The sequence below is a fragment of the Shimia sp. CNT1-13L.2 genome (genome assembly GCF_024331145.1).
Lineage (GTDB): Bacteria > Pseudomonadota > Alphaproteobacteria > Rhodobacterales > Rhodobacteraceae > Shimia.
In genome coordinates this window covers 185,187-210,243 of record NZ_JANDJO010000003.1, presented here as the reverse complement: position 1 = coordinate 210,243, position 25,057 = coordinate 185,187, and the positions used below count along the sequence as shown (strand labels likewise).

The 25,057-nt window shown below is 59.3% G+C and carries 26 protein-coding genes; 13 read left to right on the top strand and 13 right to left on the bottom strand.

The annotated features are described in order from the left end of the window. Positions 1 to 4 precede the first annotated feature (4 nt). The 5 genes from NNA36_RS07875 to NNA36_RS07855 form a co-directional block, all read right to left on the bottom strand. Positions 5 to 490, bottom strand: coding sequence for a (2Fe-2S)-binding protein (locus tag NNA36_RS07875; RefSeq protein WP_255106043.1), 486 nt, complete (start codon positions 488 to 490; stop codon positions 5 to 7). A 131-nt stretch (positions 491 to 621) separates the two neighbouring features. After that, the gene (locus NNA36_RS07870; protein WP_255106041.1) at positions 622 to 1,626 is read right to left on the bottom strand and encodes a molybdopterin-binding protein; all 1,005 of its coding nucleotides are present in this window, start codon (positions 1,624 to 1,626) and stop codon (positions 622 to 624) included. Beyond that, on the bottom strand, positions 1,623 to 2,591 hold the full coding sequence (locus tag NNA36_RS07865; RefSeq protein ID WP_255106038.1) for an XdhC family protein: 969 nt from the start codon (positions 2,589 to 2,591) through the stop codon (positions 1,623 to 1,625). The genes NNA36_RS07870 and NNA36_RS07865 overlap by 4 nt, the downstream gene beginning before the upstream one ends. A gap of 159 nt (positions 2,592 to 2,750) precedes the next feature. Then, complete coding sequence (locus tag NNA36_RS07860; protein WP_255106035.1) at positions 2,751 to 3,338, bottom strand: DUF6691 family protein; 588 nt, start codon at positions 3,336 to 3,338, stop codon at positions 2,751 to 2,753. A 3-nt stretch (positions 3,339 to 3,341) separates the two neighbouring features. Next, positions 3,342 to 3,896: a YeeE/YedE thiosulfate transporter family protein gene (locus NNA36_RS07855; protein WP_255106033.1), complete on the bottom strand. Its 555-nt coding sequence runs from the start codon at positions 3,894 to 3,896 to the stop codon at positions 3,342 to 3,344. A gap of 128 nt (positions 3,897 to 4,024) precedes the next feature. Here NNA36_RS07855 and NNA36_RS07850 point away from each other — a divergent pair, with 128 nt between their 5' ends. The 11 genes from NNA36_RS07850 to NNA36_RS07800 all read left to right on the top strand — a co-directional run bounded on the left by NNA36_RS07850 (position 4,025) and on the right by NNA36_RS07800 (position 14,990). Then, entirely contained in the window at positions 4,025 to 4,465 is a 441-nt protein-coding gene (locus tag NNA36_RS07850; RefSeq protein WP_255106031.1) for a TerB family tellurite resistance protein, read from the top strand. Further along, positions 4,462 to 5,196 (top strand): phosphate/phosphite/phosphonate ABC transporter substrate-binding protein, encoded by a 735-nt coding sequence (locus NNA36_RS07845; RefSeq protein ID WP_255106029.1) that lies wholly within the window; start codon positions 4,462 to 4,464, stop codon positions 5,194 to 5,196. The genes NNA36_RS07850 and NNA36_RS07845 overlap by 4 nt, the downstream gene beginning before the upstream one ends. Positions 5,197 to 5,324: 128 nt before the next feature. Next, a complete protein-coding gene (locus NNA36_RS07840; RefSeq protein ID WP_255106027.1) occupies positions 5,325 to 6,101 on the top strand; it encodes an ABC transporter ATP-binding protein in 777 nt (258 codons plus the stop codon). A gap of 29 nt (positions 6,102 to 6,130) precedes the next feature. After that, on the top strand, positions 6,131 to 6,841 hold the full coding sequence (locus NNA36_RS07835; RefSeq protein ID WP_255106024.1) for a transporter substrate-binding domain-containing protein: 711 nt from the start codon (positions 6,131 to 6,133) through the stop codon (positions 6,839 to 6,841). Between the two features lie 108 nt (positions 6,842 to 6,949). Beyond that, positions 6,950 to 7,834: an ABC transporter permease gene (locus NNA36_RS07830; RefSeq protein WP_255106022.1), complete on the top strand. Its 885-nt coding sequence runs from the start codon at positions 6,950 to 6,952 to the stop codon at positions 7,832 to 7,834. Beyond that, positions 7,831 to 8,637 (top strand): ABC transporter permease, encoded by an 807-nt coding sequence (locus NNA36_RS07825; RefSeq protein ID WP_255106019.1) that lies wholly within the window; start codon positions 7,831 to 7,833, stop codon positions 8,635 to 8,637. The genes NNA36_RS07830 and NNA36_RS07825 overlap by 4 nt, the downstream gene beginning before the upstream one ends. A gap of 112 nt (positions 8,638 to 8,749) precedes the next feature. Beyond that, positions 8,750 to 10,066, top strand: coding sequence for a glutamine synthetase family protein (locus tag NNA36_RS07820; RefSeq protein WP_255106016.1), 1,317 nt, complete (start codon positions 8,750 to 8,752; stop codon positions 10,064 to 10,066). A 133-nt stretch (positions 10,067 to 10,199) separates the two neighbouring features. Then, the gene (locus NNA36_RS07815; RefSeq protein ID WP_255106014.1) at positions 10,200 to 10,880 is read left to right on the top strand and encodes a type 1 glutamine amidotransferase; all 681 of its coding nucleotides are present in this window, start codon (positions 10,200 to 10,202) and stop codon (positions 10,878 to 10,880) included. Continuing rightward, on the top strand, positions 10,880 to 12,256 hold the full coding sequence (locus tag NNA36_RS07810) for a glutamine synthetase family protein (RefSeq protein WP_255106012.1): 1,377 nt from the start codon (positions 10,880 to 10,882) through the stop codon (positions 12,254 to 12,256). The genes NNA36_RS07815 and NNA36_RS07810 overlap by 1 nt, the downstream gene beginning before the upstream one ends. 66 nt (positions 12,257 to 12,322) lie before the next feature. Then, positions 12,323 to 13,630, top strand: a complete 1,308-nt coding sequence (locus NNA36_RS07805; protein ID WP_255106010.1) for an FAD-binding oxidoreductase — start codon at positions 12,323 to 12,325, stop codon at positions 13,628 to 13,630. Positions 13,631 to 13,772: 142 nt separating this feature from the next. Beyond that, positions 13,773 to 14,990, top strand: a complete 1,218-nt coding sequence (locus NNA36_RS07800; RefSeq protein ID WP_255106008.1) for a DegT/DnrJ/EryC1/StrS aminotransferase family protein — start codon at positions 13,773 to 13,775, stop codon at positions 14,988 to 14,990. Positions 14,991 to 15,046: 56 nt separating this feature from the next. On the opposite strand, the gene phaR is transcribed toward NNA36_RS07800, so the two are convergent. From phaR to NNA36_RS07785, 3 genes are all read right to left on the bottom strand, one after another. Further along, positions 15,047 to 15,592 (bottom strand): polyhydroxyalkanoate synthesis repressor PhaR, encoded by a 546-nt coding sequence (gene phaR, locus NNA36_RS07795; protein WP_255106005.1) that lies wholly within the window; start codon positions 15,590 to 15,592, stop codon positions 15,047 to 15,049. Between the two features lie 151 nt (positions 15,593 to 15,743). Next, complete coding sequence (locus NNA36_RS07790; RefSeq protein ID WP_255106831.1) at positions 15,744 to 16,187, bottom strand: phasin, PhaP; 444 nt, start codon at positions 16,185 to 16,187, stop codon at positions 15,744 to 15,746. Between the two features lie 130 nt (positions 16,188 to 16,317). Next, positions 16,318 to 18,111 carry an alpha/beta hydrolase gene (locus tag NNA36_RS07785; protein WP_255106002.1) on the bottom strand — a complete coding sequence of 598 codons (1,794 nt, stop codon included), beginning with the start codon at positions 18,109 to 18,111 and terminating at the stop codon, positions 16,318 to 16,320. A gap of 105 nt (positions 18,112 to 18,216) precedes the next feature. Between NNA36_RS07785 and phaZ the strand changes: the two genes are divergently transcribed. After that, positions 18,217 to 19,500, top strand: coding sequence for a polyhydroxyalkanoate depolymerase (gene phaZ, locus NNA36_RS07780; protein ID WP_255106000.1), 1,284 nt, complete (start codon positions 18,217 to 18,219; stop codon positions 19,498 to 19,500). Between the two features lie 44 nt (positions 19,501 to 19,544). Here the strand turns inward: phaZ and NNA36_RS07775 are convergent, their stop codons facing one another. The 5 genes from NNA36_RS07775 to NNA36_RS07755 form a co-directional block, all read right to left on the bottom strand. Next, positions 19,545 to 20,255, bottom strand: a complete 711-nt coding sequence (locus tag NNA36_RS07775) for an alpha/beta fold hydrolase (RefSeq protein ID WP_255105998.1) — start codon at positions 20,253 to 20,255, stop codon at positions 19,545 to 19,547. An 86-nt stretch (positions 20,256 to 20,341) separates the two neighbouring features. Then, positions 20,342 to 20,779, bottom strand: a complete 438-nt coding sequence (locus NNA36_RS07770; protein ID WP_255106830.1) for a VOC family protein — start codon at positions 20,777 to 20,779, stop codon at positions 20,342 to 20,344. 18 nt (positions 20,780 to 20,797) lie between these two features. Beyond that, positions 20,798 to 21,562 (bottom strand): carboxylesterase, encoded by a 765-nt coding sequence (locus NNA36_RS07765; RefSeq protein ID WP_255105996.1) that lies wholly within the window; start codon positions 21,560 to 21,562, stop codon positions 20,798 to 20,800. Then, positions 21,562 to 22,320: a carboxylesterase gene (locus NNA36_RS07760; RefSeq protein WP_255105994.1), complete on the bottom strand. Its 759-nt coding sequence runs from the start codon at positions 22,318 to 22,320 to the stop codon at positions 21,562 to 21,564. Before NNA36_RS07760 ends, NNA36_RS07765 begins: the two co-directional genes overlap by 1 nt. 70 nt (positions 22,321 to 22,390) lie before the next feature. Next, a complete protein-coding gene (locus NNA36_RS07755) occupies positions 22,391 to 22,663 on the bottom strand; it encodes a hypothetical protein (RefSeq protein ID WP_255105992.1) in 273 nt (90 codons plus the stop codon). Between the two features lie 247 nt (positions 22,664 to 22,910). Between NNA36_RS07755 and thrS the strand changes: the two genes are divergently transcribed. Further along, the gene (thrS, locus tag NNA36_RS07750) at positions 22,911 to 24,860 is read left to right on the top strand and encodes a threonine--tRNA ligase (RefSeq protein ID WP_255105990.1); all 1,950 of its coding nucleotides are present in this window, start codon (positions 22,911 to 22,913) and stop codon (positions 24,858 to 24,860) included. Positions 24,861 to 25,057 lie beyond the last annotated feature (197 nt).

Here is a 25,057-nt window from a genome sequence, read left to right as displayed (position 1 = left end):
AGGGTCACTCGGCCGCGATGGCCCCCACGTCTTGACCGGATGCAGCCATGATCGCCTTGACGATATTGTGGTACCCGGTACAGCGACACAGGTTACCCTCAAGGTAATCGCGGATTTCCGCCTCGGTGGGTTTCGGGTTCTCTTTCAGAAGCGCCGCAGCCGACATCACCATGCCGGGGGTGCAAAAGCCGCATTGCAGGCCGTGATGGTCCTGAAATGCCTGCTGGATGGTGTTCAGCGATCCATCCGCGTTGGCCTGTCCTTCGATCGTGTCCACGACGGCACCATCAGCCTCCGCGGCTAGCATCGTGCAGGACTTGACGGCCTTGCCGTCAACATGAACCACGCAGGCTCCGCATTGGCTGGTATCACAGCCGACATGCGTCCCCGTCAGGTTCAGGTTTTCTCTCAAGAATTGGCTAAGCAAGGTACGCCCTTCGACATCGCCGGACGCAGTCTTGCCATTCACAGTCATAGTGACCTGTGACATTGGCTCCTCCCAAAGTTGCATTTTTATTAGTTGCTATATGTAGAACTTAAACACGTGTTCTCCATTCTGAGAACCCGATTTCTTTCCATCCGGTCAGATTTCCTATCCAATCCGGCAAAGTTCCGTAACGTTCACCCGCGTGGGCGGCGTCGTTCACGCGGCATCGGACGGGTCGGAATTTCCTTCAAAAGCCCGCCAACCGCCATCGACGCAATATCCTGCGCACTGACTTTGAGACCACAGGCAACACGGCTCAGAACCCAGTCGGCACCGTTCAGGGCAGGCGACCGCGCACAGCCCGGAAGCCCGATCACCGGCTTTCCGCCAACCTCACCAAGGAACAACAGGTTACCGGGATCGACCGGCATTCCAAAACGCTCCACCGTTCCTCCGGCCCGCCTCAGGGCCTCGGGGGCCACGTCAAAGGGATCGGATGTCGCTGATCCGGTCAGAACCAGCACCATATCGCCCTGCGCCGCCTTGATCGCGGCGGCAATTTCCGCCGTGCGATGCGGCACGATCAGAACCTCGTCGAGAGTCATGCCAAGGGCTTCGACGCGCCCGCGAATGGCCTCTTCACCCTTGCGCCCGGCACCCCCATCAATCTCGGAAATCACCAGCGTGGCGGTCTCGTAAACCACGGGTCGCAGACGCAAAGCCTCTCGGGCCAAGTCACAGGCCTCACGCACTTCGGTCTCAGGCACCGCATAGGAAATGATCTTCACCGTCCCGACCATGTTGCCGGTGCCCATCTGCTGCCAGGGTGGCACAGTCGCCAGGGTGATCATCGGGTTGATGGCATTCAGCGCCTCCAGCGCCGCAACATCCAAGTCAACAACACCCGGACAGGCCGCCGTGATATTGACACGCCCCGTAAAGGCCCGCGTCACATCGAGTGAGGCAGCCTCCGGGGCAGGCACCACCGCCGAGGCGATGGCGGCGGCCGCCGCATCTTCGTGCAGGTCCCCCGCATCCAGAAGCGCGACGATGACCTCCTCAAACCCGGCTGCGCGCAATGTCTCAACATCATCAGCGCCAAGCCACATCCCCTTGCGCAACTTCTTTGCCCCGGCCTGAACCGAATGCGCCAGGATCGCACCTTCTGCCTCGCTCAGCGGAACCGCGCCGAACTTCATGCGCCCTTCCTCAGAACCTCAGTCATCTCTGCCATGACCGAAAGCGCGATCTCAGGCGGACTTGCCGCCCCGATATCAAGACCAACCGGTCCGTGAATGCGCGCGATCTCCGCATCCGAGAACCCGTCCGCCTGCAACCTCTCAACCCGTTTCGCATGGGTCCGCTTTGACCCCAACGCCCCGATATAGAAAACATCCGAGCGCAACGCGACGTGCAACGCCGGATCATCCAGCTTGGGATCATGGGTCAGCAAAACAAGCGCGGTGCGCCCGTCCAGCCCGACCGCTTCAAGGGCTTCGTCGGGCCAGTCATCCAGAATGGTCTCTCCCGGAAACCGTGCCTCTGATCCAAAGGCGCTGCGCGGATCAACGATGATGGGATCATAGCCCGCAATCCGCGCCATCGGCACAAGCGCCTGCGCAATATGCACCGCCCCGACGATCACCACCCGCAAAGGCGGGTTGTGAATGGCCACGAACAGCCCGTCATCCTCCACGCCGGAGCGGTCCATCCGAAACCTCTCGACAAAACCGTCGGACACCAGCGCACCACCACCCGTCTCGGGATCACAGACATAGGCAACGGCGCGTCGCTCGGAACGCGCGAGAACAAGATCGGCCAGAACCTTCTCGTTCAGGACCGCGCCCACGGGTTCCACCAGAACGCGGATCGTCCCGCCACAGGCCAGCCCCACGGCAAAGGCATCACCGTCACTGACCCCGAACTCAAGCAACCTGCCGCGCCCGTCTTCCAGCGCCTCAAGTGCCTCGACCATCACGGCCCCTTCGACGCAGCCACCCGAAACCGAACCTTCGATCTGGCCATCGCCGGAGACCACCATCTGCGCGCCAACACGGCGCGGAGCAGACCCCCAGGTCTCGACAACCGTTGCCAGAACGGCCCCGCGACCGGCGCGATGCCACTCCAGCGCAAGTTCCGGTGCGCCATTCAGTTCATTGCTCATTCCGCCCCCAGTCGACGGGCGCGCAAACACGGCCCCGTCTCAATCCATCTTCAACGGATATGATGGGCACCCGCCCGCCCAAAGACAAGGCGAACCCGAACAGAAACAGCCGGCCCCTGCGTCAAGGCCGGCTGCGCTCCCCTCGCTTTCGCGTGTTTGTTATTCGGCGGCCACTGGCGCCGGTCCGTCTCCAACAAGGCGTTCGGGCAACACGAAGGCCACCAGAACAAAGACGACACCCAACACGATTCCCAGCAGGTCACCCGAAACCGCCATCAGGCCGTCATACTTGGCACCGGGGACTGACCCGAGGGTCACCTTGCCACCAGCCAGCTTGTCCAACAGGCCCGAAGCCCTCCACGTGGGATAGGTCACCATGTAGGCCGCCGCGCCCAGCAGGCCGCCAGCGATGAAGAACAGACCATCCTTGCGGCCCGAAGCGGCAGCACAGACGCCCGTACCGGGGCAATAGCCCGAAGCCGCCCATCCGGCACCCAGCATCAAACCACCAATGAACACGCCAACATAGGCGGTTTTCACCGACATGTGCATGACATCGACAAGCCCAAGCATCTGGCCCCCGAACATCAGGATCGATCCGGTGCCGATGGCCAGCAGAATGGTTTTCATCAGGTGCAGGTTGCGCAGCGACAACATGCGAATAATCCAGTTCGGATTGGTTGCGCCGATCCGGTCAAGCACCGCGCCAAAGGCGGCACCGATCACAAGTGCGAGAACAATATTCATGGATCAGGCCTCCTTCCTGTACATCATCATCGCGACGGGAACCGCGGCGGCAAAGGCACCAGCGGCGAAAATATACCCCGACAAAGAGGTCTGCATCATCCCCGACATCATGTGCCCGGAGGTGCATCCCCCCGCAAGACGCGCACCATAAAGCACGATGAAACCGCCTAGGAACGCGACCGCATATCGTTTCATCGGGGTATCGCCATAGTTGGCGTACCAGATTGCCGGCAGTTTGCGTTCTTCCTTTGAAATCCCGCCCCGCGCCATCGCCGACAGGAATGCACCCAGCATCATGGCGATCACGAAAACAAAGCTGTAATTCAACGGGTTAGACGCGTTCTTTGCATACTTGCCCTTTGATTTCGCGAGGTATTCATTGGTTGAGGTATAAGCGCCATCCTCGGTCTGCGTGATCAGCTCGGGGTTCACCGCATCCGCAACGATGGCATCCAGAATGACAAACTGCGTTGAAACACCGATCGGTTTTACCAGCAGCACTGCCAGGAAAAACACGAAGCCCAGAAGGACCCCGCCCGTTTTCCAATTCAGAACCATGTTTCCATCCTTCCATAATATTCGATTTGCTTTATATATTGTTTTTGGAATTTATATGACTTGATCTCGATCAATCTTTGTCCAAGCGCATGCTTGCCGGATCTTTCCCAAGCGCCTAAGTCTTGGGCATGATCGCTGATTTCTTCAAACGCCTCTCCGCGTCCACGCCCGCCTCACTTGCACCTTCGGATGCCCGCCTGGCCCTGAGCGCCCTTCTCGTGCGGATCGCCCGCGCAGACGGCGCCTACACCGATGACGAAGCCACCCAGATCGACCAGGTTCTGCGCACCCGCTACGATCTGTCGCCTTTCGAGGCCACCGCCCTGCGCAAAGAGGCCGAACAGGTCGAGGCCGAAGCCCCCGATACCGTCCGCTTCACGCGCGAAATCAAAGACGCGGTGCCCCACGAAGACCGCATCGGCGTGATCGAAGCCCTCTGGACAGTTGTCCTCGCCGACGGTGTACGCGAGGCCGAAGAAGACGCGCTGGTCCGACTGGCGGCGAATCTTCTGGGCATCAACGACCGTGACAGCGCCCTTGCGCGCCAGCGCGTGATGGCCTCCTCATGATCGCAATGCTGGGCATGTACGACCGGCCGGAAACGTCGGCATCGAACGATCGCCTCTGGTCCGCCATCCGCAACGAATTGGGCCATGGCCCCGAATCCCTGACCCGCGACATGGACTTCTGGGAGGTCTGGCAATCGCCCGACCTGCTCTTTGCCCAGACCTGCGGCATGCCCTATCGCACCAGCCTGCATCGGCAGGTGCAGCTGGTTGGCACCCCCAACTATGCCCTGCCCGATTGCCCCGCTGGCCATTACTACAGCGTGATCATCACGCACATGGATGTCGGACACGCGACCCTGTCCGAACTTTGCCAGGGCACGTTTGCCTATAACGAACCCCTGTCCCAATCCGGCTGGGCCGCGCCGGTCAATCACCTGCAACAGATGGATCTCACCCCGACCAAGCGCCTGCAAACCGGTGCTCATTACCTCTCGGCGATGGCCGTGGCCGAGAAACGGGCCGATTTCGCCGCGCTCGACGCCCTGACCTGGGAACTGATCCGGCGGTACGACGATTTTGCCCAGAACCTCCATGTCGTGGCCCGCACAAACCCCACGCCGACCCTGCCCTACATCACCGGTCCAAAACAGAATCCCGCGGAAATCCGGCTTGCGGTGACCAAGGCCATTTCGGCCCTCTCGGGCGAAGACCGCGCGATACTCGGCCTGAACGGTCTCGAATACATCCCGCCAAGTGCCTATCTCGCGGTGCCAACGCCGCCACTCCCCTGACCAATTGGACAATTTTACCGCCGATTTGGTCGAATTCCCCTCGCGTCATCCGTTTTGCAAGTTGCATTCAAGCGTTTTTTCAGCCCTATTGTGATGCTGATAACGCCAACAAAACGTGATTGCTGCCCTTGTCCGACACAACGCCTGTTCTCGAAATCCGCAACCTGCACAAAGCCTATGGCGCCCTTGAGGTGATCAAGGGGGTCGACATCACGGCGCATCGCGGTGACGTTGTTTCGCTGATTGGCTCGTCCGGCTCCGGCAAGTCCACGATCCTGCGCTGCGCCAACCTTCTGGAAGACAGCCAGCAGGGCGACATCCTCTTCAAGGGCGAGCCCGTGAAATGGAAAGGCGACGGACACACCCGCCATCCCGGAGACCCCAAACAGGTTCTGCGCATTCGCACCAACCTGTCGATGGTGTTCCAGCAGTTCAACCTCTGGTCCCACATGACCATCCTGCAAAACGTGATGGAAGCGCCACTTACCGTGCTCGGCCGTGACCGCGCCGAGGTCGAGGAAGCGGCCCACGCCTATCTCGAAAAGGTCGGCATCGCGGACAAACACGATGTCTATCCGGCCCAGCTGTCCGGTGGCCAGCAGCAGCGCGCCGCAATTGCCCGCGCCCTCTGCATGGAGCCCGAAGCACTTCTGTTCGATGAACCCACCTCTGCGCTCGACCCGGAACTCGAACAGGAAGTGATCAAGGTTATCAAAGACTTGGCCGCCGAAGGCCGAACTATGATGATCGTGACCCACGACATGAAAATGGCCGCCGACATCTCAAGCCACGTGGTCTTCCTGCATCAGGGCAAGATCGAAGAACAAGGCGATCCCGAAACCCTTTTCGGATCCCCAAAAACCGAGCGACTGCGCGGATTCCTCTCCGCGACAGCCGCCCACTGACATTCAAGAACCTAACTGGGAGTGAAAACATGAAGAAACTGATCCTCAGCACAGCCGCGCTGGCACTGACAGCCGGTTTTGCTATGGCCGACGTTGTCCGCATGGGCACCGAGGGCGCATATGCACCGTGGAACTTCGTCAACGACGCTGGTGAAATCGACGGTTTCGAGCGCGAGCTGGGCGACGAGCTCTGCAAGCGCGCAGAACTGAAATGCGAATGGGTCAAGAACGACTGGGATTCGATCATTCCGAACCTCGTGTCGGGCAACTACGATACCATCATCGCAGGCATGTCGATCACCGCAGAGCGTGACGAAGTCATCGACTTCACCCAAGCCTACACCCCGCCGGATCCGTCGGCCTACCTCGCGCTTGACGCAGGTCTTGACGTGGAAGGCGCCGTAGTTGCCGCCCAGGCAACCACCATCCAGGCGGCCTTCGTGGCAGAAAAGGGCTGGACCCTGATCGAATTCGCCACCCCGGAAGAAACCGTTGCCGCCGTCAAGAACGGTGAGGCAGACGCGGTTCTCGCCGACAAATCCTTCCTCGACACCATGGCTGGCCAGGACGGCCTCGTGATGCTCGAGCGCAAGGAAGCCATCGGCGGCGGCGTTGGCATGGGCATCCGTGAATCGGACGGCGACCTGCGCGCCAAGTTCGACGCGGCGATCCAGTCGATGAAAGACGACGGCACGCTGAACACCCTGATCGCCAAGTGGGAAGTTTCCTCCCAGTGGTAATCTGATCCCTTCGGGATTTCGGGTCCGCGGCCCCGGCTGCGGACCTTTTTGTTAGCGGGCTTTCTCCAGAAATCCCGCTGACAGAACGGAACAAGGACAGCCCAAGGCATGTTTTCCTATTGCTCAGATCCTTCAACACTCGAAGGGCTAACCTGGCTCTCGTGCTACCTGACCACGGGCAAGCACATGGGCCTCTATATCTCGGTCGTGACCGTGCTGGTCCTTCTGGCCATCACTGCACCGGTCGCCCTTCTGTTCGGGTTTGCCGGCGCCACCGCCGCCCGGTCCCGCATCGCGCCTCTGCGCTGGCTGGGCAAGGGTTATACCGCCATCGTGCGCGGCGTGCCCGACATCGCCTTCTTCCTGTTCTTCGTCATTGCGCTCGACCAGGCCTTCGAATGGCTGCGCCATCAGGTCAAATGCCCCGACTGGGACGCCCCTGTGCGTCAGGGCAACGATTTCGTGGTCTGTGACATCGCGAAACTGCCCTTGTCGTCCTCCCCGCAATGGGTTCACGAGACCTATGGCTTCTTCCTCGCCGTCCTGACATTTTCCATTGTTTTCGGGGCCTTCGCCTCGAATGTTCTCTTTGGTGCCATGCGCGCCGTACCGCAGGCACAGCTCGAAACCGCCGAGGCCTACGGCATGACCCGCCGCCAGACCTTCTGGCGCATTCTCGTCCCGCAGATGTGGGTCTACGCCCTGCCCGGCCTGTCGAACCTCTGGATGGTTCTGATCAAGGCAACCCCGCTTCTCTTCCTGCTCGGAATCGAGGACATCGTCTATTGGGCGCGTGAACTGGGCGGCACCAAGAACCCCAAGTTCACCGACTACCCGCACGGCGACTGGCGCATGTGGTACTTCCTCGCGCTGCTCGTCTTCTATCTCACCTTCACCAAGGTCTCCGAAGTGGTTCTGGATCGCCTCATGAAAAAGCTGACACACGGTCAGGCCACCAGCGGTGGCGAAGCCCAGAGAAAGGCCGCCGCATGAGCTGTTGGATCACCATTCAGGACTATGCCTTCCGCTCGATCGGCTTTGGCGAACGCCTGCTTCCCCGCGAAGACTTTACCCTCTGCCAACAGTTCACCCTGATTGGCTCGGGCATGATCTGGAACATCTATTTCGGCGTTCTGGCGCTTCTGGCGGGCTTCTTCCTTGCCGTGGCCCTTGCGGTCGGAAAGAACGCGAAATCCCCCCTGGTGCGCAAACCGGCCGAGTGGTTCATCTTCGTCTTTCGTGGCTCGCCGCTGTTTATCCAGTTCTTCTTTGCCTACTTCCTGTTCCTCTCGCTGAAACAGGCTGTACCGATCTTCGCGCCCTTCACCGCCGCCTGGCTCGGGGCGCTCGTGGTGCTGTTCTTCAACACCGCCGCCTATTCGGGCGAAATCTTCTATGGCGCCCTCCTGTCGATCCCCAAGGGCGATACCGAAGCCGCCGACGCCTATGGCATGTCCGGATGGTCACGCTTCCGCCGGATCGTCTTTCCGACGATGATGCGCCTTGCATGGCCCGCCTATACCAACGAGGCGATCTTCCTCTTCCACGCCACGACGCTGGTCTATTTCTCGGGCTTCCCGACACTCAAGCAAAAGGGCGACGCGCTTTATTACGCGAGCTATTTTGCGGACAAGACGTTCAACCCCTTCATCCCCTACCCGATCCTCGCGGGATACTTCATCATCCTAACCCTGATCATCGTCGGGCTGATGGGCCTGATCAACAAGCGCCTGAACCGTCACCTGCCACAGGAAAGACGTGGCAAGATGAAGTTCCGTCTGAACCTCATCCGCTGAATAAAAAGCCGCCCTTCGGGGCGGTTTTTCTTTGCTCGAAAATTTTTTGATCAAATTTTGATGACAGCTTTCATTCCCTGCGCTAGAACTTCTGCAAACAAGGGAGACGGACATGGACCTGTCACAATTTGCCACCATTCGCATCGCCGCCGCTGATCTCAATGGCCTGATGCGCGGCAAACGCGTTCCCTCTTCCTATGCCGACAAGCTAAGCTCCGGCTCGCTGCGGATGCCCCTTTCGTCACTCAACGTCGATATCTGGGGCGCTGATATCGAGAATTCCCCCCTCGTCTTCAAAAGTGGGGATGCCGACGGCATTCTGGTCGCCACAGATCGCGGTGCCGTGCCGATGCCCTGGCTGGAAAACGACTCTGCGCTGGTCCCCATGACAATGCTGAACGAGGATCGCACCCCGTTCCTCGGCGATCCGCGTCAGGCCCTCGCCAGCGTTCTGGAACGCTACGAAGCCCGTGGCTGGAACGTCTTCGCCGCCACCGAGATGGAATTCATGCTGGTCGACGACAGCGGCGAGACGCTGAAACCACCACGCGATCCCCGCTCCGGCCGCCGTATCTTTGCCCTCGATGTCCTGTCGCTGGACGAGCTGGACGCCTTTGACGCCTTCTTCACCGAACTGCATCAAGGCTGCATCGACATGGGCCTGCCCGTGCAAAGCATCATCAACGAAAGCGGCCTGGGCCAGTTCGAAGTCACCCTGTCGCACCAGACCGCGTTGCGCGCGGCTGACGATGCCCTGCTGTTCAAACTTCTCGTGCGCGGCATTGCCCGCAAGCACGGAATGGCGGCAACCTTCATGGCCAAACCCTATCGGGACGACGCCGGAAACGGGATGCACGTCCACTTTTCGGTGGTCGATCAGGACGGCAACAACGTCTTTGACAATGGCGGCCCTGAAGGCACCGAGACCCTGCTCTCTGCTGTTGCGGGCTGTGTCGCGGCCATGCCGGCCTCGACCCTGATCTTCGCCCCGAACGGCCCAAGCTACAATCGCCTGGTACCCGGGGCCCACGCCCCCACCGGCGCCTGCTGGGCCTATGAAAACCGCACCGCAGCCATCCGCATTCCCGGTGGTCCCTACGCCGCGCGTCGGATTGAACACCGCGTTGCCGGCGGCGACATCAACCCTTACCTCATGTTTGCCGCCGTCATGGGCGCGGCGATTGAAGGCATTGAAGAGGGCCTCAAGCCCGACGCCCCCATCACCGGCAACGCCTATGAACACGATGTGCCGCAACTGGCCTCCGATTGGGCCGCAGCCATCGACCGGTTTGAGAACGATCCCTTCATCGCGCGCTGCCTGCCCGAGATGCTGATCCGAAACCTCGTGCTGACCAAGCGACAGGAACTTGCCAAACTGGCGGATCTGCCCGACAACGATCACTGGAAGCTCTACCTCGAAAGAGTCTGAGCCCTTCCGCGTGACCACCGGCCCGATCCGGGCCACGCGCGGAAGGTCGACCTTACGAGAGGCTGGCGAAGACACCCTTGCGAGAACGTCTTGGCTCGGCTACGCTAAATTTGATCAAAAAAATCGGTGACACATGAAAATCGGCATTCTCCAAACCGGACACGCCCCGGACGAGCTGCAACCTGTGCTCGGGGACTATTCTGACATGTTCCAGGACCTCCTGCACGGACAGGGGTTCGAATACGACGTCTACAACGTCGTCGACAATGAATTCCCCGAAGGGGTCGAGGCGGCTGACGGCTGGCTCATCACCGGGTCGAAACACGGTGCCTATGAAGACCACGACTGGATTCCACCGCTCGAAGACCTGATCCGCGCCATCGTAACCGAAGGGCGCCCGCTGATCGGCGTGTGTTTCGGCCACCAGATCATCGCCCAGGCCCTTGGCGGCAAGGTCGAGAAGTTTGCTGGCGGCTGGGCCATCGGTCGACAGACCTATGATTTCAACGGCATCGAGATGTCCTTCAACGCCTGGCACCAGGATCAGGTGGTCGAACGCCCCGAAGGTGCAATCGTTCTGGCCTCGAACGACTTCTGCGAGAACGCGGTCCTTCTCTACGGCGACCGCGCCCTGACCATCCAGCCCCACCCCGAGTTTGATGCCCCTATGATCGAGGGCCTCGCCAACACCCGTGGACGTGGCGTCGTGCCCGACGATCTCTTGGATGCGGCACTGGACAACCTCGACAAAGCCACGGCGAACGACACTTTCGCCGACCAGATGGCGGATTTCTTCCGCCGGGAGCGTGCATAATGGCCACTCAGAACACACAGGCCGAATGGCTGATCAACACACCCGAAGCGGCACAGGAATACATCAACGGCAAACGCCTTGACGAGGTCGAGTGCATCATCGGCGATTTGCCCGGCATTGCCCGCGGCAAAGCTGTCCCGGCCACGAAATTTGCCCGCCAGTCGCACTTTCACCTGCCGGATTCGATCTTCTTCCAGACCATCACCGGTGGCTGGGGCGAAGCCGCCGGCGAAGACGGGTTCATCGAAAAAGACATGGTTCTGCGCCCGGACTGGAACACCACCAGCGCCGCCCCATGGACAGGAGACTGGACGCTTCAGGTGATCCACGATGCCTATGATCTTGATGGCTCTCCGATCCCCTACAGCCCCCGCAACGTGCTGAAACGCGTGGTGGAACTCTACCGTGCGCAGGGCTGGGAACCGGTGGTCGCCCCCGAGATGGAATTTTATCTCGTGGCCCGCAATATCGACCCCGCCAAGAAGATCGAACCGATGATGGGTCGCTCCGGCCGCCCCGCCGCCGCACGTCAGGCCTATTCGATGACCGCGGTTGACGAGTTCGGCCCGGTGATCGACGACATCTACGACTTTGCCGAGGCACAGGGCTTCGAAATCGACGGCATCACGCAGGAAGGCGGCGCTGGCCAGCTTGAAATCAACCTGCTGCACGGCGATCCCGTCGAACTGGCCGATCAGGTATTCTACTTCAAACGCCTGATCCGCGAGGCCGCCCTGCGCCACGATTGCTATGCCACCTTCATGGCCAAGCCGATCGGCGAGGAACCCGGCAGCGCGATGCACATCCACCACTCGATCATCGACATTGAAAGCGGACAGAACATCTTTGTCGGCCCGCAGGATGGCGACACCGATGCCTTCTTCCACTTCATCGCCGGCCTTCAAAACCACATGCCCGCCGCGATTGCCGTGATGGCCCCCTACGTGAACAGCTATCGCCGCTACGTGCGCGACCACGCCGCTCCGATCAACCTCGAATGGGGCCGCGACAACCGCACCACCGGCATCCGCATTCCGATCTCGTCGCCACAGGCCCGTCGCATCGAGAACCGCCTCGCCGGCATGGACTGCAACCCCTACCTCGGCATCGCGGCCTCACTGGCCTGTGGCTATCTTGGCCTGATGGAAAAGAAACGCCCCGAGGCACAGTACAAGGGCGATGCCTACGAAGGCGAAGAAGACATCCCCCGCGAACTGGGGGCCGCGCTCGACATCTTCGACGAGGCAAAAGACCTGCACGATGTTCTCGGACCGGAATTCGCCCGCGTCTATTCCATCGTCAAACGCTCCGAGTACGAAGAATTCCTTGGCGTGATCAGCCCCTGGGAACGCGAACACCTTCTTCTCAACGTCTGAACCGGACCGGGCGCGCCACGCGCCCGTCCCCTTCCCCGGTCTGACCCACCTGATGAGAGGGACACCATGAATCTGCTCTATTCCAACGACAAGCGTGGCCACTATCCGCAAAGCTGGTACGCCGCCACCACCGATCACCTCGCCCCATTCCCCGAATTGCGCGGCGAGGCCAAGGCCGATGTCTGCGTCGTCGGCGCGGGCTACACGGGGCTTTCAACCGCCCTGCACCTCGCCGAACGCGGCTATGATGTTGTGCTGCTGGATGCCCACCGCGTTGGCTTCGGTGCTTCGGGGCGCAACGGCGGCCAGCTGGGCTCTGGTCAGCGAATGGAGCAGGACGGCCTCGAAAAGCTGATGGGTCTTGATGACGCCCGCAAGCTCTGGGACCTCGCCGAAGACGCAAAAGACCTCACCAAGGCCCTCATCGCCAAACACGACATACAGTGCCACCTCAAACCCGGCATTGCCCATGGCTGTCTGCACCCGTCCGAGGTGAAACACGAACACGCCTATGTGGATCACCTTCGTGAAACCTACGGCTATGACCAGATCGCAGCGCTCGACAAGGACCAACTGCACGAGATCTGCCCCTCGCCGAAATACATCGGCGGCTCTCTCGACATGGGCGCCGGACACCTGCACCCCCTCGCCTATGCCATCGGTCTGGCCCGCGCCGCAGACAAGGCAGGCGTTCGCATCTTCGAAAACACGCACGTCCACAACATTCAGGAAGGCAGCAAACCGGTGGTCCAGACGGATCGGGGCCGCGTGACCTGCGATCATATCGTGCTGGCATGCAACGGCTATCTCGGCAGTCTCAACAACAATGTCGCTGCCCGCGTCATGCCCATCAACAACTTCATCGCTGCCACCCGCCCGCTAAGCGACGATGAGCTGCAAACCGTACTGCGCCGTGACGTTGCGGTGGCTGACACCAAGTTCGTGATAAACTACTTCCGCCTCAGCCACGACAACCGCCTCCTATTCGGCGGCGGCGAAAGCTATGGCTACCGTTTCCCGTCTGACATCGCCGGCGTGGTCCGCAAACCGATGACGGAAATCTACCCGCAGCTTGCCAACATCGAGATCGACTATGCCTGGGGCGGCACCCTCGGCATCACGATGAAGCGCATGCCCTACTTTGCCCGCCTCGCCCCCAATATCCTCTCGGCCTCAGGCTATTCGGGCCACGGCGTTGGCACCGCGACACATGCAGGCCAGCTTGTCGCCATGGCCATTGCAGGCCATAGCGAAGGCTTTGACACGATGGCACGTGTGCCCGCCCCAACCTTCCCCGGCGGCGGCGGTTTCAGAACACCCCTTCTTGTGCTGGCGATGACGTGGTTCGCCCTCCGCGACCGTCTCGGCATCTAAATCCCCCAACTTTTCGGCAAAGACCCGCCATAGCGCGGGCCTTTTGTCATTGAAAATTCACACCCGAACAAAGGAAACAACTGGATTTGAAAACGTCATTGTTTTAGATTTTCCAAAGTTGAGTATAAGAAAAGTGAAAATCATGACCCTGCCGCCGAATGTTTACGACGCCGAGCCGATCCCCGAAGCGGCCCGTGCCGAGATCGAGCGCCTCCTGCAAACGGGTGATCTGTTCCGCTACACCGCTCCGAAAGACGCCCCCGTTGCGCTGCTCGAAGCGGAATTCGCCAAGATGATGGGCTCCAAATACGCCCTCGCCGTCTCGTCCTGTTCGGCAGCCCTGTTCCTGTCGCTCAAGGCCCTCGGCCTGCCGCGCGACGCGCGTGTCCTGATCCCCGGTTTCACTTTCGCCGCCGTACCCTCTTCGGTGATCCACGCCGATTGCGTACCCGTCCTCTGCGAAGTGGGCGAAAACTACCGGATCGACATCGCAGACTTCGAAAAGCGTCTCGACCAGAGCATCTCGGCCGTCATCATCAGCCACATGCGCGGCCACACCTCGGATATGGACGCGATCATGGCGCTCTGTGACGCCCGCGGCATCCCGGTTGTCGAAGACGCCGCCCACTCTCTCGGCACCACATGGCATGGCCGCAACATCGGCACCATTGGCCGGGTCGGCTGTTTCTCGTTCCAGTCCTACAAGCTGGTGAACGCCGGCGAAGGCGGTATCCTGATCACCGACGATGCCGATCTGGTGGCCCGCGCGGTCATCATGTCCGGCGCCTATGAACACAACTGGCAAAAGCACAAATCGCCCGAGGGCGACAACACCGACGATCTCGACGCCGCCTTTGCCCGTTGGCAGAACAAGCTGCCGCTCTACAACCTGCGCCTGTCCAATCTCTCGGCGGCCATCATCCGCCCGCAGCTTGATGAAGTGCCGCGCCGCGTCCGCGACGGCCGTGCAAATCACGACTATGTCGCCGCCGCCCTGAATGCCTCGCCATGGCTCAAGGTTCCCGAAAAGCTTGCGCCGGAAGATCGCGCGCCGGATTCGATCCAGTTCAACCTCGTTGGCATGGACACCGACCAGATCCTGTCGTTCCAGGCTGCAGCCAACGCCCGCGGCGTCAAGGTGCAGGTCTTTGGCCAGTCCACCGACAACGCCCGCGCCTTCTGGAACTGGCAGTTCATGCGCGAAACTCCGGACCTGCCGCAAACCCGCGCGATGCTGATGAGCGCCTGCGACGTGCGCCTGCCCGCGCGCCTCAAGAAGGACGAACTCGACGTGATTGCCAGCGCCCTGACCGGTGCCGCAGAAGACGTAATGGGCCAGGTTCCCGCCTACGGCACCTGATCCTGCAGCCCGATACAAATGAAAAGCCCCGGAGACATCTCCGGGGCTTTTTCGTATCAGCTCAGCTTGTTGAGCTTATCCTGCAACTCGGAAAGCTGCTTCTTTATATCGTCGAGATCCTCGCCCTCTTCTTCCTTGGGCTCTTCCGGGGTGGTGCTGCCCGCGCCCCAGTTGCCAAGGCCGCCAGTCATGGCTTTCATGAAAGCTTCCTGCTGCGCCTGCATCGCTTCCAGGCCGGGCATCTTCATGCCGCCGCCCATGCTTTCCATCATCTTTTCCTGCCCTTCCCGCAGCATCTCGAAAGATGCTTGAAGGAACTGCGGGACCACGCTGGTCGCCTGGGTGGTATAGCTGCGCACGAGATCGTTCAATACGCTCACCGGCAGCACGTTCTCACCGCGGCTCTCGTGCTCGGCAATGATTTGCAACAGGTATTGGCGGGTCAGGTCATCGCCAGTCTTGAGGTCAACGATCTGAACCTCGCGCCCATCCCGAATGAACCCCGCGATGTCTTCAAGCGTAACATAGTCGCTGGTCTCGGTGTTATAGAGCCGACGGCTCGCATAGCGTTTGATCAGAAGTGGTTTTTTGTCGTCAGCCACGGGCCTCTCCCAGAAATCTTTTTTGCGCGCTGCAGAAAAGCTTATGCGAGTGCAGAAGAAAAAGGAAACAAAAAGAAAGGGGCGGGCCAATGGCCCGCCCTCGCGATCGGCACCTACAGGGAGGAATTGGTGCCGGTAGTATCGCTAGAACTTACTTCGAGGTTGCCTTCTTGGCAGCCGCGGTAACTTCGTCGGTTGCTTTTTTGACAGCAGCCTGAGCTTCTTCGGTTGCGTCTTTGCCAGCAGCCATCATCAGTTCAACGGTTTCCATTTGAACTTTTTTCGCAACTTCAGCGAAGGCAGCCATGTTCTCGGCAGCAACTTCAGCTTGAGCCGAAGCGAAATCGGTCATTGCTTTTGCATAGTCGGCCGGCTCGGCTTTGGCTTTCGACATGTCTGCCAGTTTCGACAGGGTGTCTTTGGTCCACTTCGACGAGATTTCCGACGATTTTTCTGCAGCTTCCAGAGCAACGCCAGCCAGCTTTTCGTTCAGCGAGGCGGTGTTCTTGAATGCGTCTTCCAGGGCAGCGGTGTCTACCGGGAATGCGCCCATCATGTCTTTCAGCATTGCGGTCATGTCTTGAGTCTTAGCCATCTTTTCAATCCTTTTGAGATGTGAGGGCCGTTCCCTCGTTTCTGCATCTGCAAACAATATGCTTTCTGCATCGCAGCATTTCAAGATTTTTCTTGCTGCAATGCAGAAAAAGATGGTTTATCTCATGAAATCAGCGTGTTGCGAGAACACGAACATAGGTGCCGGGCGCATCACACAAGGCGGGGTGATCCGAATCACCCGGTTCGCGTGCCGGAATTTGCTTACCAGACCGCGATGACAGCCAGGTGTCCCAGCGCGGCCACCACGATCCCTCGTGGAACTCCGCACCTTCCATCCACTCATCCGCCGATCCCTTCACATCCTTGTTCGTGTAGTGGCCGTACTTCTTTTTCGACGGCGGGTTCACGATACCGGCGATATGGCCGGACTCGGACACGATGAAGGTTTTCGAACGGCTCTTGGTTTGCTGGAACCCCTGGTAGCAATCTTTCCACCGCGCAATGTGGTCGGTCTCGCAAGTCACCGAGCAAATCGGAATATCGACATCCGAAATGTGCAGTGTCTCACCGCAAAAGTTGACACCGTCTTTCACGAACTCGTTTGCCTGACACAAGCGACGCAGATACTGATGCGCCATTTTACCCGGCAGACCCGATCCATCACCATTCCAATACAAGAGATCAAACGCCGGCGGTGCCTCTCCCATCATGTAGCTCTTGATGGCCGGACCGTAGATAAGGTCATTGGATCGCAGGAAGGAAAAGGTCCGTTGCATGATGAACGAACGCAGAATGCCTTCGTCATCAATCTCGTCATCAATACCATCGATAAAGTCGTCCTGCAGGAACGGCGTGAACTCCCCCTGATCAACAAAGTCCGTCAGCGTGGTAAAGAAGGTGGCCGACTTGACCGATTTGTCTCCGCGCTTCTTCATGAGCGCCAGCGTCAGGTGCAGGGTCGTCCCCGCAATGCAATAGCCAACAGCGTTGACCTGCTTCTGCTTTGTAAGTTTCTTCACCTCACTGATCGCTGTCAGGAAGCCGTCCTCGATATAGTCGTCCATCCCTACATCGGAATAGGACCGGTCCGGGTTGATCCAGCTGACGATGAAAACGGTGTAGCCCTGGTCCACCGCCCATTTGATCATGCTGTTTTGCTCTTTGAGATCCAGAATGTAATACTTGTTGATCCAGGGCGGGAAGATAATCAGCGGCACTTCATGCACGGTTTCCGTGGTCGGCGTATACTGGATCAATTCGAACATGCGGTTGCGGAACACAACCTTACCCGGCATGGTCGCAATATTACCACCGATCTCGAACGCTTCTTCATCGGCCAGACGGACAACAAGTTCGCCATTGTTTGCTTCCAGATCCGAAATCAGGTTCTCAAGCCCTTTGACAAGCGATGCCCCTTCAGTCTCGATGGCCTTCTCCAGAACATCCGGGTTCATGCCAAGGAAGTTGGTCGGCGACATCATATCGATGATCTGCTGCGAGAAATACTCGAGACGCTGGCGATCCTTGCCTTCGACGCCCTCAACATCGGCCACCGCGTTGCGGATCGCTTCGGCATTGCGCATGTACTGCTGCTTGATGAAATTGAAGTAGGGATGTGTCTGCCAGAGCGGGTTGGAGAAACGACGATCAGTTGGGGTCTCGTCTTCTGCGGCTTCTAGTCGCCCCTGAAGCAACATGTGCTGCGCATCGACAAAGTGCTTCACCGACTTTGTCCAGAACTCGAGTTGATGCTCAATCATCTTGCCAGGATTCTGCACCATCGCCTGCATATAAGCGTTGGCGGCCCCAACAAAAACTTCTTCGTCCGGCGCATTGAGGTCCCGGCGCAGCGGTTTGCGGTGGGTCATAACGTCGACAAGGCGCTTTGAAAGCTCTTCAACACGGGCGAGGTTCTCGTTCATTTGTTCGAGATTCGCGCCTGCGGCATTCTCTTTAGTTGTCATATTCAAAAATTAGCCCTATTCTCGCTGCTACGCAGCATGACACACGCCCTTCCCAACCGGGCAACTTATCCCCGCAGTATAGCTCGGGGCAGATAGGAGACGCCAATGCGCTATATGGCCACGTACGACATGATGGAAACCATCCGTAACACGAACCAATGGATGGGGGCATCTGCTCTCGCTATGGCATCCTACCCTATCTTCTCCTGGATGCCTAACCCTGGGTTGCAATGGATGGCCGCATGGGGCGAAGTGACCGAGCGCACATTCCAACGCATGGTGGTCAAGCCTGACTGGGGTATTCGCACTTTCACCTGCGAAGACGGCAAGGATCACCTCGTCAACATCGAAACCGTGGTCGAGCGCCCCTTCGGCGATCTGATCCACTTCAATGTCGCCGGCCGCGAAGAACAGCCGCGCAAGATCCTTCTGGTTGCCCCGATGTCCGGCCACTATGCCACCCTGCTGCGCTCTACGGTCAAAAGCCTGATCGTCAATTGTGAAGTCTACGTGACCGATTGGCATAACGCGCGTGACATTCCTGTCTCCGAAGGCAAATTCGACATCGAGGACTACACCCTCTATCTCGTCGACTTCATGAAAGAGCTTGGCCCCGACACCCACGTGATCGCCGTGTGCCAGCCCGCCCCGCTGACCCTTGCTGCAACTGCCTATCTGGCCGAGGAAGACCCCAAGGCACAACCGCGCTCGCTGACCTTGATCGGCGGCCCGATCGATCCGAACGCCGCCGCGACCGACGTCACCGACTTTGGCCACCGTGTCACCATGGGCCAACTCGAGGAAATGATGATCCAGCGCGTCGGCTTCAAATACCCCGGCGTCGGCCGCAAGGTCTATCCGGGCCTCCTGCAACTCGCGTCGTTCATGTCGATGAACTCTGATCGCCACTCCAAGGCGTTCCGCGACCAGATCATGCGCGTGGTCCGCGACGAAGCCTCCGATCACGACGCCCACAACCGTTTCTATGATGAATACCTCGCCGTCATGGACATGCCGGCCGAATTCTACCTTTCGACGGTTGAACGCATCTTCAAAAACGCCGAAATCGGCAACAACGAGTTCGTCGTTGCTGGACGTAAGGTCGATATCGGCAAGATCACCACAGTGGCCGTGAAAACCGTCGAAGGTGCCAAGGACGACATTACCGCACCGGGCCAATGCGTTGCCGCGCTTGATCTCTGCACCGGCCTGTCGGACGACAAGAAGGCTAGCCATGTTGAACCGGGTGCAGGCCACTACGGTATTTTCGCAGGCAAAAGCTGGCGCAACAACATTCGTCCGCTGGTTCTCGACTTTATCGACGCCAACTCGGCAGCGCCCAAGAAAGCCGCGTCCAAGAAACCTGCCAACAAGAACGCGGCAGCGTAAACCGCACGAAACAACGTTTCAAAGGGGCCCCAGCGGCCCCTTTTTTATTGCAGAACGTAGGGTTGCCGCATCCATTCTCGCAACGCAGCTGTCGTTGCCGCAGGCTGCTCAAGCGTCGGCAAGTGCCCTGCCCCCTCGATAATCTTCAATTCCGCATAGGGAATGAGATCCGCCATGAAAGTGTGACGCTTCACCGGTGTCAGCCCGTCGTGCTCGCCACACATCACCAACGCGGGAACTTTCGTCGTGCGCAGGGTCCGCTGCTGGTCAAGGCGCCGCTGCAAGGCACGCACCTGCTGGATGAAGATATCAGGCCCGAGATAGACGCCCATATCCACCACCATCTCCAGGATCGCTTCACGGTCTGGCCCGGGCGCAAGGAACTCGGGCCGCATGAAATCACGCATCACCTGGTCCAACCGCCCTGCCCGTGCGCCCACGATCATCGGTTCGTAAGCTGTCGAACTCTGCGGTGTCTCGGCAAGCGGATTGGTATCCATCAACGCCACACGTGACACCCGATCCGGTGCACGGCGCAAAATCTCCATCGCGACGATGCCGCCCATGCTCAACCCAGCTAGGGCAAATTTTTCTGGCAAGAGCGGTAAAAGCCCCGCGGCAATCTCTTCGATCCGGTCACCCTGTGTAATCGGTGCACAGGTGACAACAAACTCGGAAGAAAGCTCGGCAATCTGCGGGCCAAACACCCGCGCGTCACACATCATGCCCGGAAGCAGAACCAATGGTTCCTGCATGTCTACTCGTCCCTCTCACATCACAGCTTCTGGCGGCTGCAAGATCAGTGTGCCACAGGACGTGTAAAGATCAACAGACAGGGCGCTCATTCACCCTCGTAACCGTTCCACCGAAACGCACCTGCAACAGATAGCGGCGAAAACGGGTTCCAGGCGATCTCCCAAACGTGCCCGTCGGGATCAGCAAAATAGCCGTGAAACCCGCCCCAGAACACATCCTGTGCCGTTTTCAGGGGCCGCCCTCCGGCCTCGATGGCGCGCTCAATCAGAGGGGCAACATCCTCCTTGTTGCGCACGTTATGCGCCAGCGTCACCCCCGAGAAACCGCCAATGGCATCGACGGGGATTCCCAACTCGTCTGCCAGATCCTCACGCGGATAAAGCCCAAGCGTCTGGCCAAGCAGGTCAAACGCAATCACCCCATCGGGGCTTTGAACCCGCGTCCATCCAAGGACCTCGTAAAAGGCGGCAGATCGTTCCAGATCACGAACCGCAAGGGTAATCAGGCTGACACGCTGCTCCATCATCACTTTAACTTCGCCTCACAAGCCATTAATCCAAATAATGAATCCCTCAATCGAAAGATCGTTCATTCCGGGTGACATGATGTCCCCCGCGATCACATGGGCATTTGGGTCATCACCGGCTCCGACAGTGACGGAACTCACCTCGGCCGGTGCGCCCCATGCACCGGCGACGTCACGTGCCCCCGGCATTGTCAGCACCGCAGCAGCCGGATCACCAATGGCGAAGTTCGGCGACACGAAAATGATCCCCGCCACATCCTCCATGAGCGCATCCTGAAGCGCCGCTTCCGCCGCCAGCGTCCCGCCGGTAGAGGTTGCCATCACGACGACCCGCTCACCGACACGCCGCCCGATCTCGACAGCCTCCGCAAAGTCATTCATCCAGCCCTGCGCCGTGGCCTCTGCCAATGCGGCACCGGGCCGCCCATGCCCTTGCAGCCGCGTATAGACAAGGTTCGCGCCCAGACGTTCCGCCACGCGATCAGGAACAGGACGGATTTCTTCGGAGGTTGCAGAAAACCCATGCACATAAACAATGGATACCGGCGTCACATCGCCCGCCGCGCCATGCCAGACCACGCGTTTCTGCACACCTGCGGTCAGATCGCTAAAGGGCATCTCCCGTGATGCGAGGTAGGTATCCACATCAGGTCCGATCGACGTCTCATCAAAGGTCGGCACCACCGAAATATGCTCGCGCGGGACAAGAAACCAGGCCCCGAGCCCCAGAACGACCAGCGCAAGAAGAACCCGCCCCAGAAAACGCCCAAATGTTCGCATTAGTCAACTACTGATCGTTCAATCACCTTCTGAACCGTCTTTTCTATCAGATTAAGACAATCACCATCCGAGAACCGGTGATCCGCATCCTTCACCAAAGTCAGGCGAATATCGTCACCAGAGACATGTTCCAACAGGCGAACCGCCGTCTCGGTCGAGACCGCCGTATCGGCCGTTCCCTGAAGAAAACGCACCGGAAAATCGAGCGCGAGAGGCGCCCGCAGAACCAGTTGCGCACGCCCGTCTTCGATCATCCGCTTGGTGATGATGTAGGGCTCCATATAGTCCGACGGCAATTCAACATGCCCGACGCTTTCAAGGTCAGCCTTCTGCGCGTCAGTAAAGTTCGCCCAATAGCCATCTTCGGTAAAGTCCGGCGCTGCCGCGATTGTCACCATACCGGCAATCCGCTCCGGCACCGCCCGCGCCAGCAAAAGCGCCTGCCAGCCACCCATCGATGACCCCACTACGACAAGCGGGCCATCGGTCAACGCCGCAACCGCGGCCAGCGTGTCTTCGTGCCAATCCCCGATACATCCTTCTTCGAACGTCCCGGAACTCTCGCCATGGCCGGAATAGTCAAACCGCAGAAACGCCTGCCCCCGCGCCTTGGCCCAGGCCTCAAGGTGGACGGCCTTGGTCCCTTCCATGTCGGACTTTAGCCCGCCAAGGAACACGACCGTCGGCCCTGCGCCCTCGGTCTTGTGATAGGCCAGCCTGCGGCCCTTGTCTGTTTCAAGAAATGCGGTCTGCCCCATTGCGCTCCCTCGCGTGGTCTTGTTGGCTTTGCCCCAATAGACCCGCAAGCCTTCGACGCCGCAAGAGGCGTTACCCGCCGATATACACCTCTTCCCGCGGGCGGAAGAAAACCTTCTGATTATGAATGCGCCCCAACAGATCCTGAATCTGCTTCATGGTCTCATCCAGCTGGATCGCCTCCTCGTTCGGCGTGCCTGCCTCGTCAAACAATTCAATGTGCTGTTGCGAATAGGCTTCCTTGGTCTGCCGCAATGCGCTTTCAATAAGATCAATATCATCAATGGTCAGTTCGAAATTCGGATTGTATTCGGCCATGTGTTCGGTCTCCTGATTGCGCTGCATCCATCCATACCCAGCCGACTATCCTGCAACAGTCCGGCCTGATCTCCAAAAAATATTACCTCACCTTTTCAACGCCTTAGAAACTATCTTTGCATACATCGGCACACAAACCACATTTCCTCCGGTGCATGCCCCCTCGCCAAGTGACCACTTGACTTGCCACAGCCAAAGGCGCAAAACGCGCCCGAACCATATACCCGCAACCGGGCGTTCCGTGGGCGCCAAACTGACGAGGAGCTTGAGGCTGATGGCCGATATTTCCCTGACTTTCCCCGATGGCAATGCACGTTCTTACCAGAGCGGCATCACCCCTGCCGAAGTGGCAGCATCCATTTCCACCTCCCTTGGCAAGAAAGCGATCTCTGCAACGGTCGATGGCAAACACTGGGATCTCCAGTGGCCGATCGATGCCGATGCCTCCATCGCGATCAACACCATGAAGGACAATGACGCCGAAGCGCTCGAGCTGATCCGCCACGATTGCGCGCACGTCATGGCCCGCGCCGTTCAGGAACTCTGGCCCGATGTCAAAGTCACCATCGGTCCGGTCATCGAAAACGGCTGGTACTATGACTTCGATCGCGAAGAGCCCTTCACCCCCGAAGATCTGGGCGACATCGAAAAGAAGATGAAGGAAATCATCAACCGCCGCGATCCCGTCACCACCGAGGTCTGGGATCGTGACCGCGCAGTGAAATTCTACGAAGCCAACAACGAGCCCTACAAGGTCGAGCTGATCGATGCCATTCCGGGCAACGAACCGCTGCGCATGTACTGGCACGGCCACTGGCAGGATCTCTGCCGCGGCCCGCACCTACAGCACACCGGCCAGATCCCGGCAGACGCCTTCAAACTGATGAGCGTCGCCGGTGCCTATTGGCGCGGCGACAGCGACCGCGCCATGCTGCAACGCATCTACGGCGTGGCCTTCAAGAACAAGGAAGACCTCAAGGCGCACCTGCACATGCTCGAAGAGGCCGAGAAACGCGACCACCGTCGCCTTGGCCGCGAAATGAGCCTGTTCCACCTGCAACCCGAAGCACCGGGCCAGATCTTCTGGCACCCGAACGGATGGACCATCTACACGATGCTTCAGGACTACATGCGCCGCGCTCAGAAACGCGGTGGTTATGTCGAGGTGAACACCCCGCAGGTCGTGGATCGCAAGCTCTGGGAGGCCTCCGGCCACTGGGACAAGTATCAGGAAAACATGTTCATCGTCGAAGTTGACGAGGAACACGCACGCGAAAAGGCCGTCAACGCCCTCAAGCCGATGAACTGCCCCTGTCACGTCGAGATTTTCAAACAGGGCCTGAAATCCTACCGCGACCTGCCCCTGCGCATGGCCGAATTCGGCTCTTGTGCCCGCTACGAACCTTCAGGCGCACTGCACGGCATCATGCGTGTTCGTGGCTTCACGCAGGACGATGCGCACATTTTCTCGACCGAGGAACAGATCGGTGCCGAATGCGCCGAGTTCATCCGCTTCCTGTCGGCTGTCTATAAAGACCTCGGTTTCGAAGAGTTCCGCATCCTGTTCTCTGACCGTCCTGAAAAACGCGCCGGCAGCGATGAAGTCTGGGACAAGGCAGAAACCGCCCTTCTCGAAGCCACCCGCGCGGCAGGCATCGAACCGGAAATGAACCCCGGCGAAGGCGCCTTCTATGGTCCCAAGCTGGAATTCAGCCTGACCGACGCCATTGGCCGTGTCTGGCAGTGCGGCACCTTCCAGGTCGACTTTGTTCTGCCCGAACGTCTTGATGCGAGCTACATCGGCGCAGATGGCGAGAAACACCGCCCGGTCATGTTGCACCGCGCCTGCCTTGGGTCGTTCGAGCGGTTCATCGGCATCCTGATCGAAGAACACTCTGGCAAGCTGCCGTTCTGGCTGGCCCCGCGCCAGGTCGTTGTGGCGGCCATCGTGTCCGATGCAGATGACTATTGCCTGGAAGTGGTCGAGGCCCTCAAAGCCGTTGGCGTACGCGCCGAGGCCGATCTGCGCAACGAAAAGATCAACTACAAGGTCCGCGAGCACTCGGTCAGCAAGGTTCCGGTCATTCTCGCCATCGGCAAGAAAGAAGTGGAAGAACGCACCGTCTCGACCCGCCGCCTTGGGGAAAAGCAAAGCAAAGTCCAGACTTTGGACGAAATCGTGAGCCAACTGTCACAAGAGGCAACACCGCCCGATCTGGCATAACCGGCTTTGCAACAATTGCGGGGGCGCGCCACGGGAAACCGGGCGCGCCCCTTTCATTTTCGAAACATTTCCCCGATTCCAGCACTGGAATCTTCACGACACCATCAACCGGCCTCACGGGGCCGTGATACACGCCCCCGTGATTGGTACGTCAGGGGGTCTAGGGCTTAGGTTTTTCTCATGTCGCCGAACACGGT

Excerpts from the sequence above, each read along its gene's own strand:
- NNA36_RS07855 (WP_255106033.1), bottom strand. The coding sequence starts at position 3,896 with ATGGTTCTGAATTGGAAAACGGGCGGGGTCCTTCTGGGCTTCGTGTTT.
- NNA36_RS07815 (WP_255106014.1), top strand. The coding sequence starts at position 10,200 with ATGAAAATCGGCATTCTCCAAACCGGACACGCCCCGGACGAGCTGCAA.
- NNA36_RS07845 (WP_255106029.1), top strand. The coding sequence starts at position 4,462 with ATGATCGCAATGCTGGGCATGTACGACCGGCCGGAAACGTCGGCATCG.
- NNA36_RS07775 (WP_255105998.1), bottom strand. The coding sequence starts at position 20,255 with ATGCAGGAACCATTGGTTCTGCTTCCGGGCATGATGTGTGACGCGCGG.
- NNA36_RS07765 (WP_255105996.1), bottom strand. The coding sequence starts at position 21,562 with ATGCGAACATTTGGGCGTTTTCTGGGGCGGGTTCTTCTTGCGCTGGTC.
- NNA36_RS07870 (WP_255106041.1), bottom strand. The coding sequence starts at position 1,626 with ATGAAGTTCGGCGCGGTTCCGCTGAGCGAGGCAGAAGGTGCGATCCTG.
- NNA36_RS07770 (WP_255106830.1), bottom strand. The coding sequence starts at position 20,779 with ATGGAGCAGCGTGTCAGCCTGATTACCCTTGCGGTTCGTGATCTGGAA.
- NNA36_RS07790 (WP_255106831.1), bottom strand. The coding sequence starts at position 16,187 with ATGGCTAAGACTCAAGACATGACCGCAATGCTGAAAGACATGATGGGC.
- thrS (WP_255105990.1), top strand. The coding sequence starts at position 22,911 with ATGGCCGATATTTCCCTGACTTTCCCCGATGGCAATGCACGTTCTTAC.
- NNA36_RS07800 (WP_255106008.1), top strand. The coding sequence starts at position 13,773 with ATGACCCTGCCGCCGAATGTTTACGACGCCGAGCCGATCCCCGAAGCG.
- NNA36_RS07760 (WP_255105994.1), bottom strand. The coding sequence starts at position 22,320 with ATGGGGCAGACCGCATTTCTTGAAACAGACAAGGGCCGCAGGCTGGCC.
- NNA36_RS07865 (WP_255106038.1), bottom strand. The coding sequence starts at position 2,591 with ATGAGCAATGAACTGAATGGCGCACCGGAACTTGCGCTGGAGTGGCAT.
- NNA36_RS07820 (WP_255106016.1), top strand. The coding sequence starts at position 8,750 with ATGGACCTGTCACAATTTGCCACCATTCGCATCGCCGCCGCTGATCTC.
- NNA36_RS07830 (WP_255106022.1), top strand. The coding sequence starts at position 6,950 with ATGTTTTCCTATTGCTCAGATCCTTCAACACTCGAAGGGCTAACCTGG.
- NNA36_RS07810 (WP_255106012.1), top strand. The coding sequence starts at position 10,880 with ATGGCCACTCAGAACACACAGGCCGAATGGCTGATCAACACACCCGAA.
- NNA36_RS07850 (WP_255106031.1), top strand. The coding sequence starts at position 4,025 with ATGATCGCTGATTTCTTCAAACGCCTCTCCGCGTCCACGCCCGCCTCA.
- phaZ (WP_255106000.1), top strand. The coding sequence starts at position 18,217 with ATGCGCTATATGGCCACGTACGACATGATGGAAACCATCCGTAACACG.
- NNA36_RS07860 (WP_255106035.1), bottom strand. The coding sequence starts at position 3,338 with ATGAATATTGTTCTCGCACTTGTGATCGGTGCCGCCTTTGGCGCGGTG.
- NNA36_RS07785 (WP_255106002.1), bottom strand. The coding sequence starts at position 18,111 with ATGACAACTAAAGAGAATGCCGCAGGCGCGAATCTCGAACAAATGAAC.
- NNA36_RS07835 (WP_255106024.1), top strand. The coding sequence starts at position 6,131 with ATGAAGAAACTGATCCTCAGCACAGCCGCGCTGGCACTGACAGCCGGT.
- NNA36_RS07755 (WP_255105992.1), bottom strand. The coding sequence starts at position 22,663 with ATGCAGCGCAATCAGGAGACCGAACACATGGCCGAATACAATCCGAAT.
- NNA36_RS07825 (WP_255106019.1), top strand. The coding sequence starts at position 7,831 with ATGAGCTGTTGGATCACCATTCAGGACTATGCCTTCCGCTCGATCGGC.
- NNA36_RS07875 (WP_255106043.1), bottom strand. The coding sequence starts at position 490 with ATGTCACAGGTCACTATGACTGTGAATGGCAAGACTGCGTCCGGCGAT.
- NNA36_RS07805 (WP_255106010.1), top strand. The coding sequence starts at position 12,323 with ATGAATCTGCTCTATTCCAACGACAAGCGTGGCCACTATCCGCAAAGC.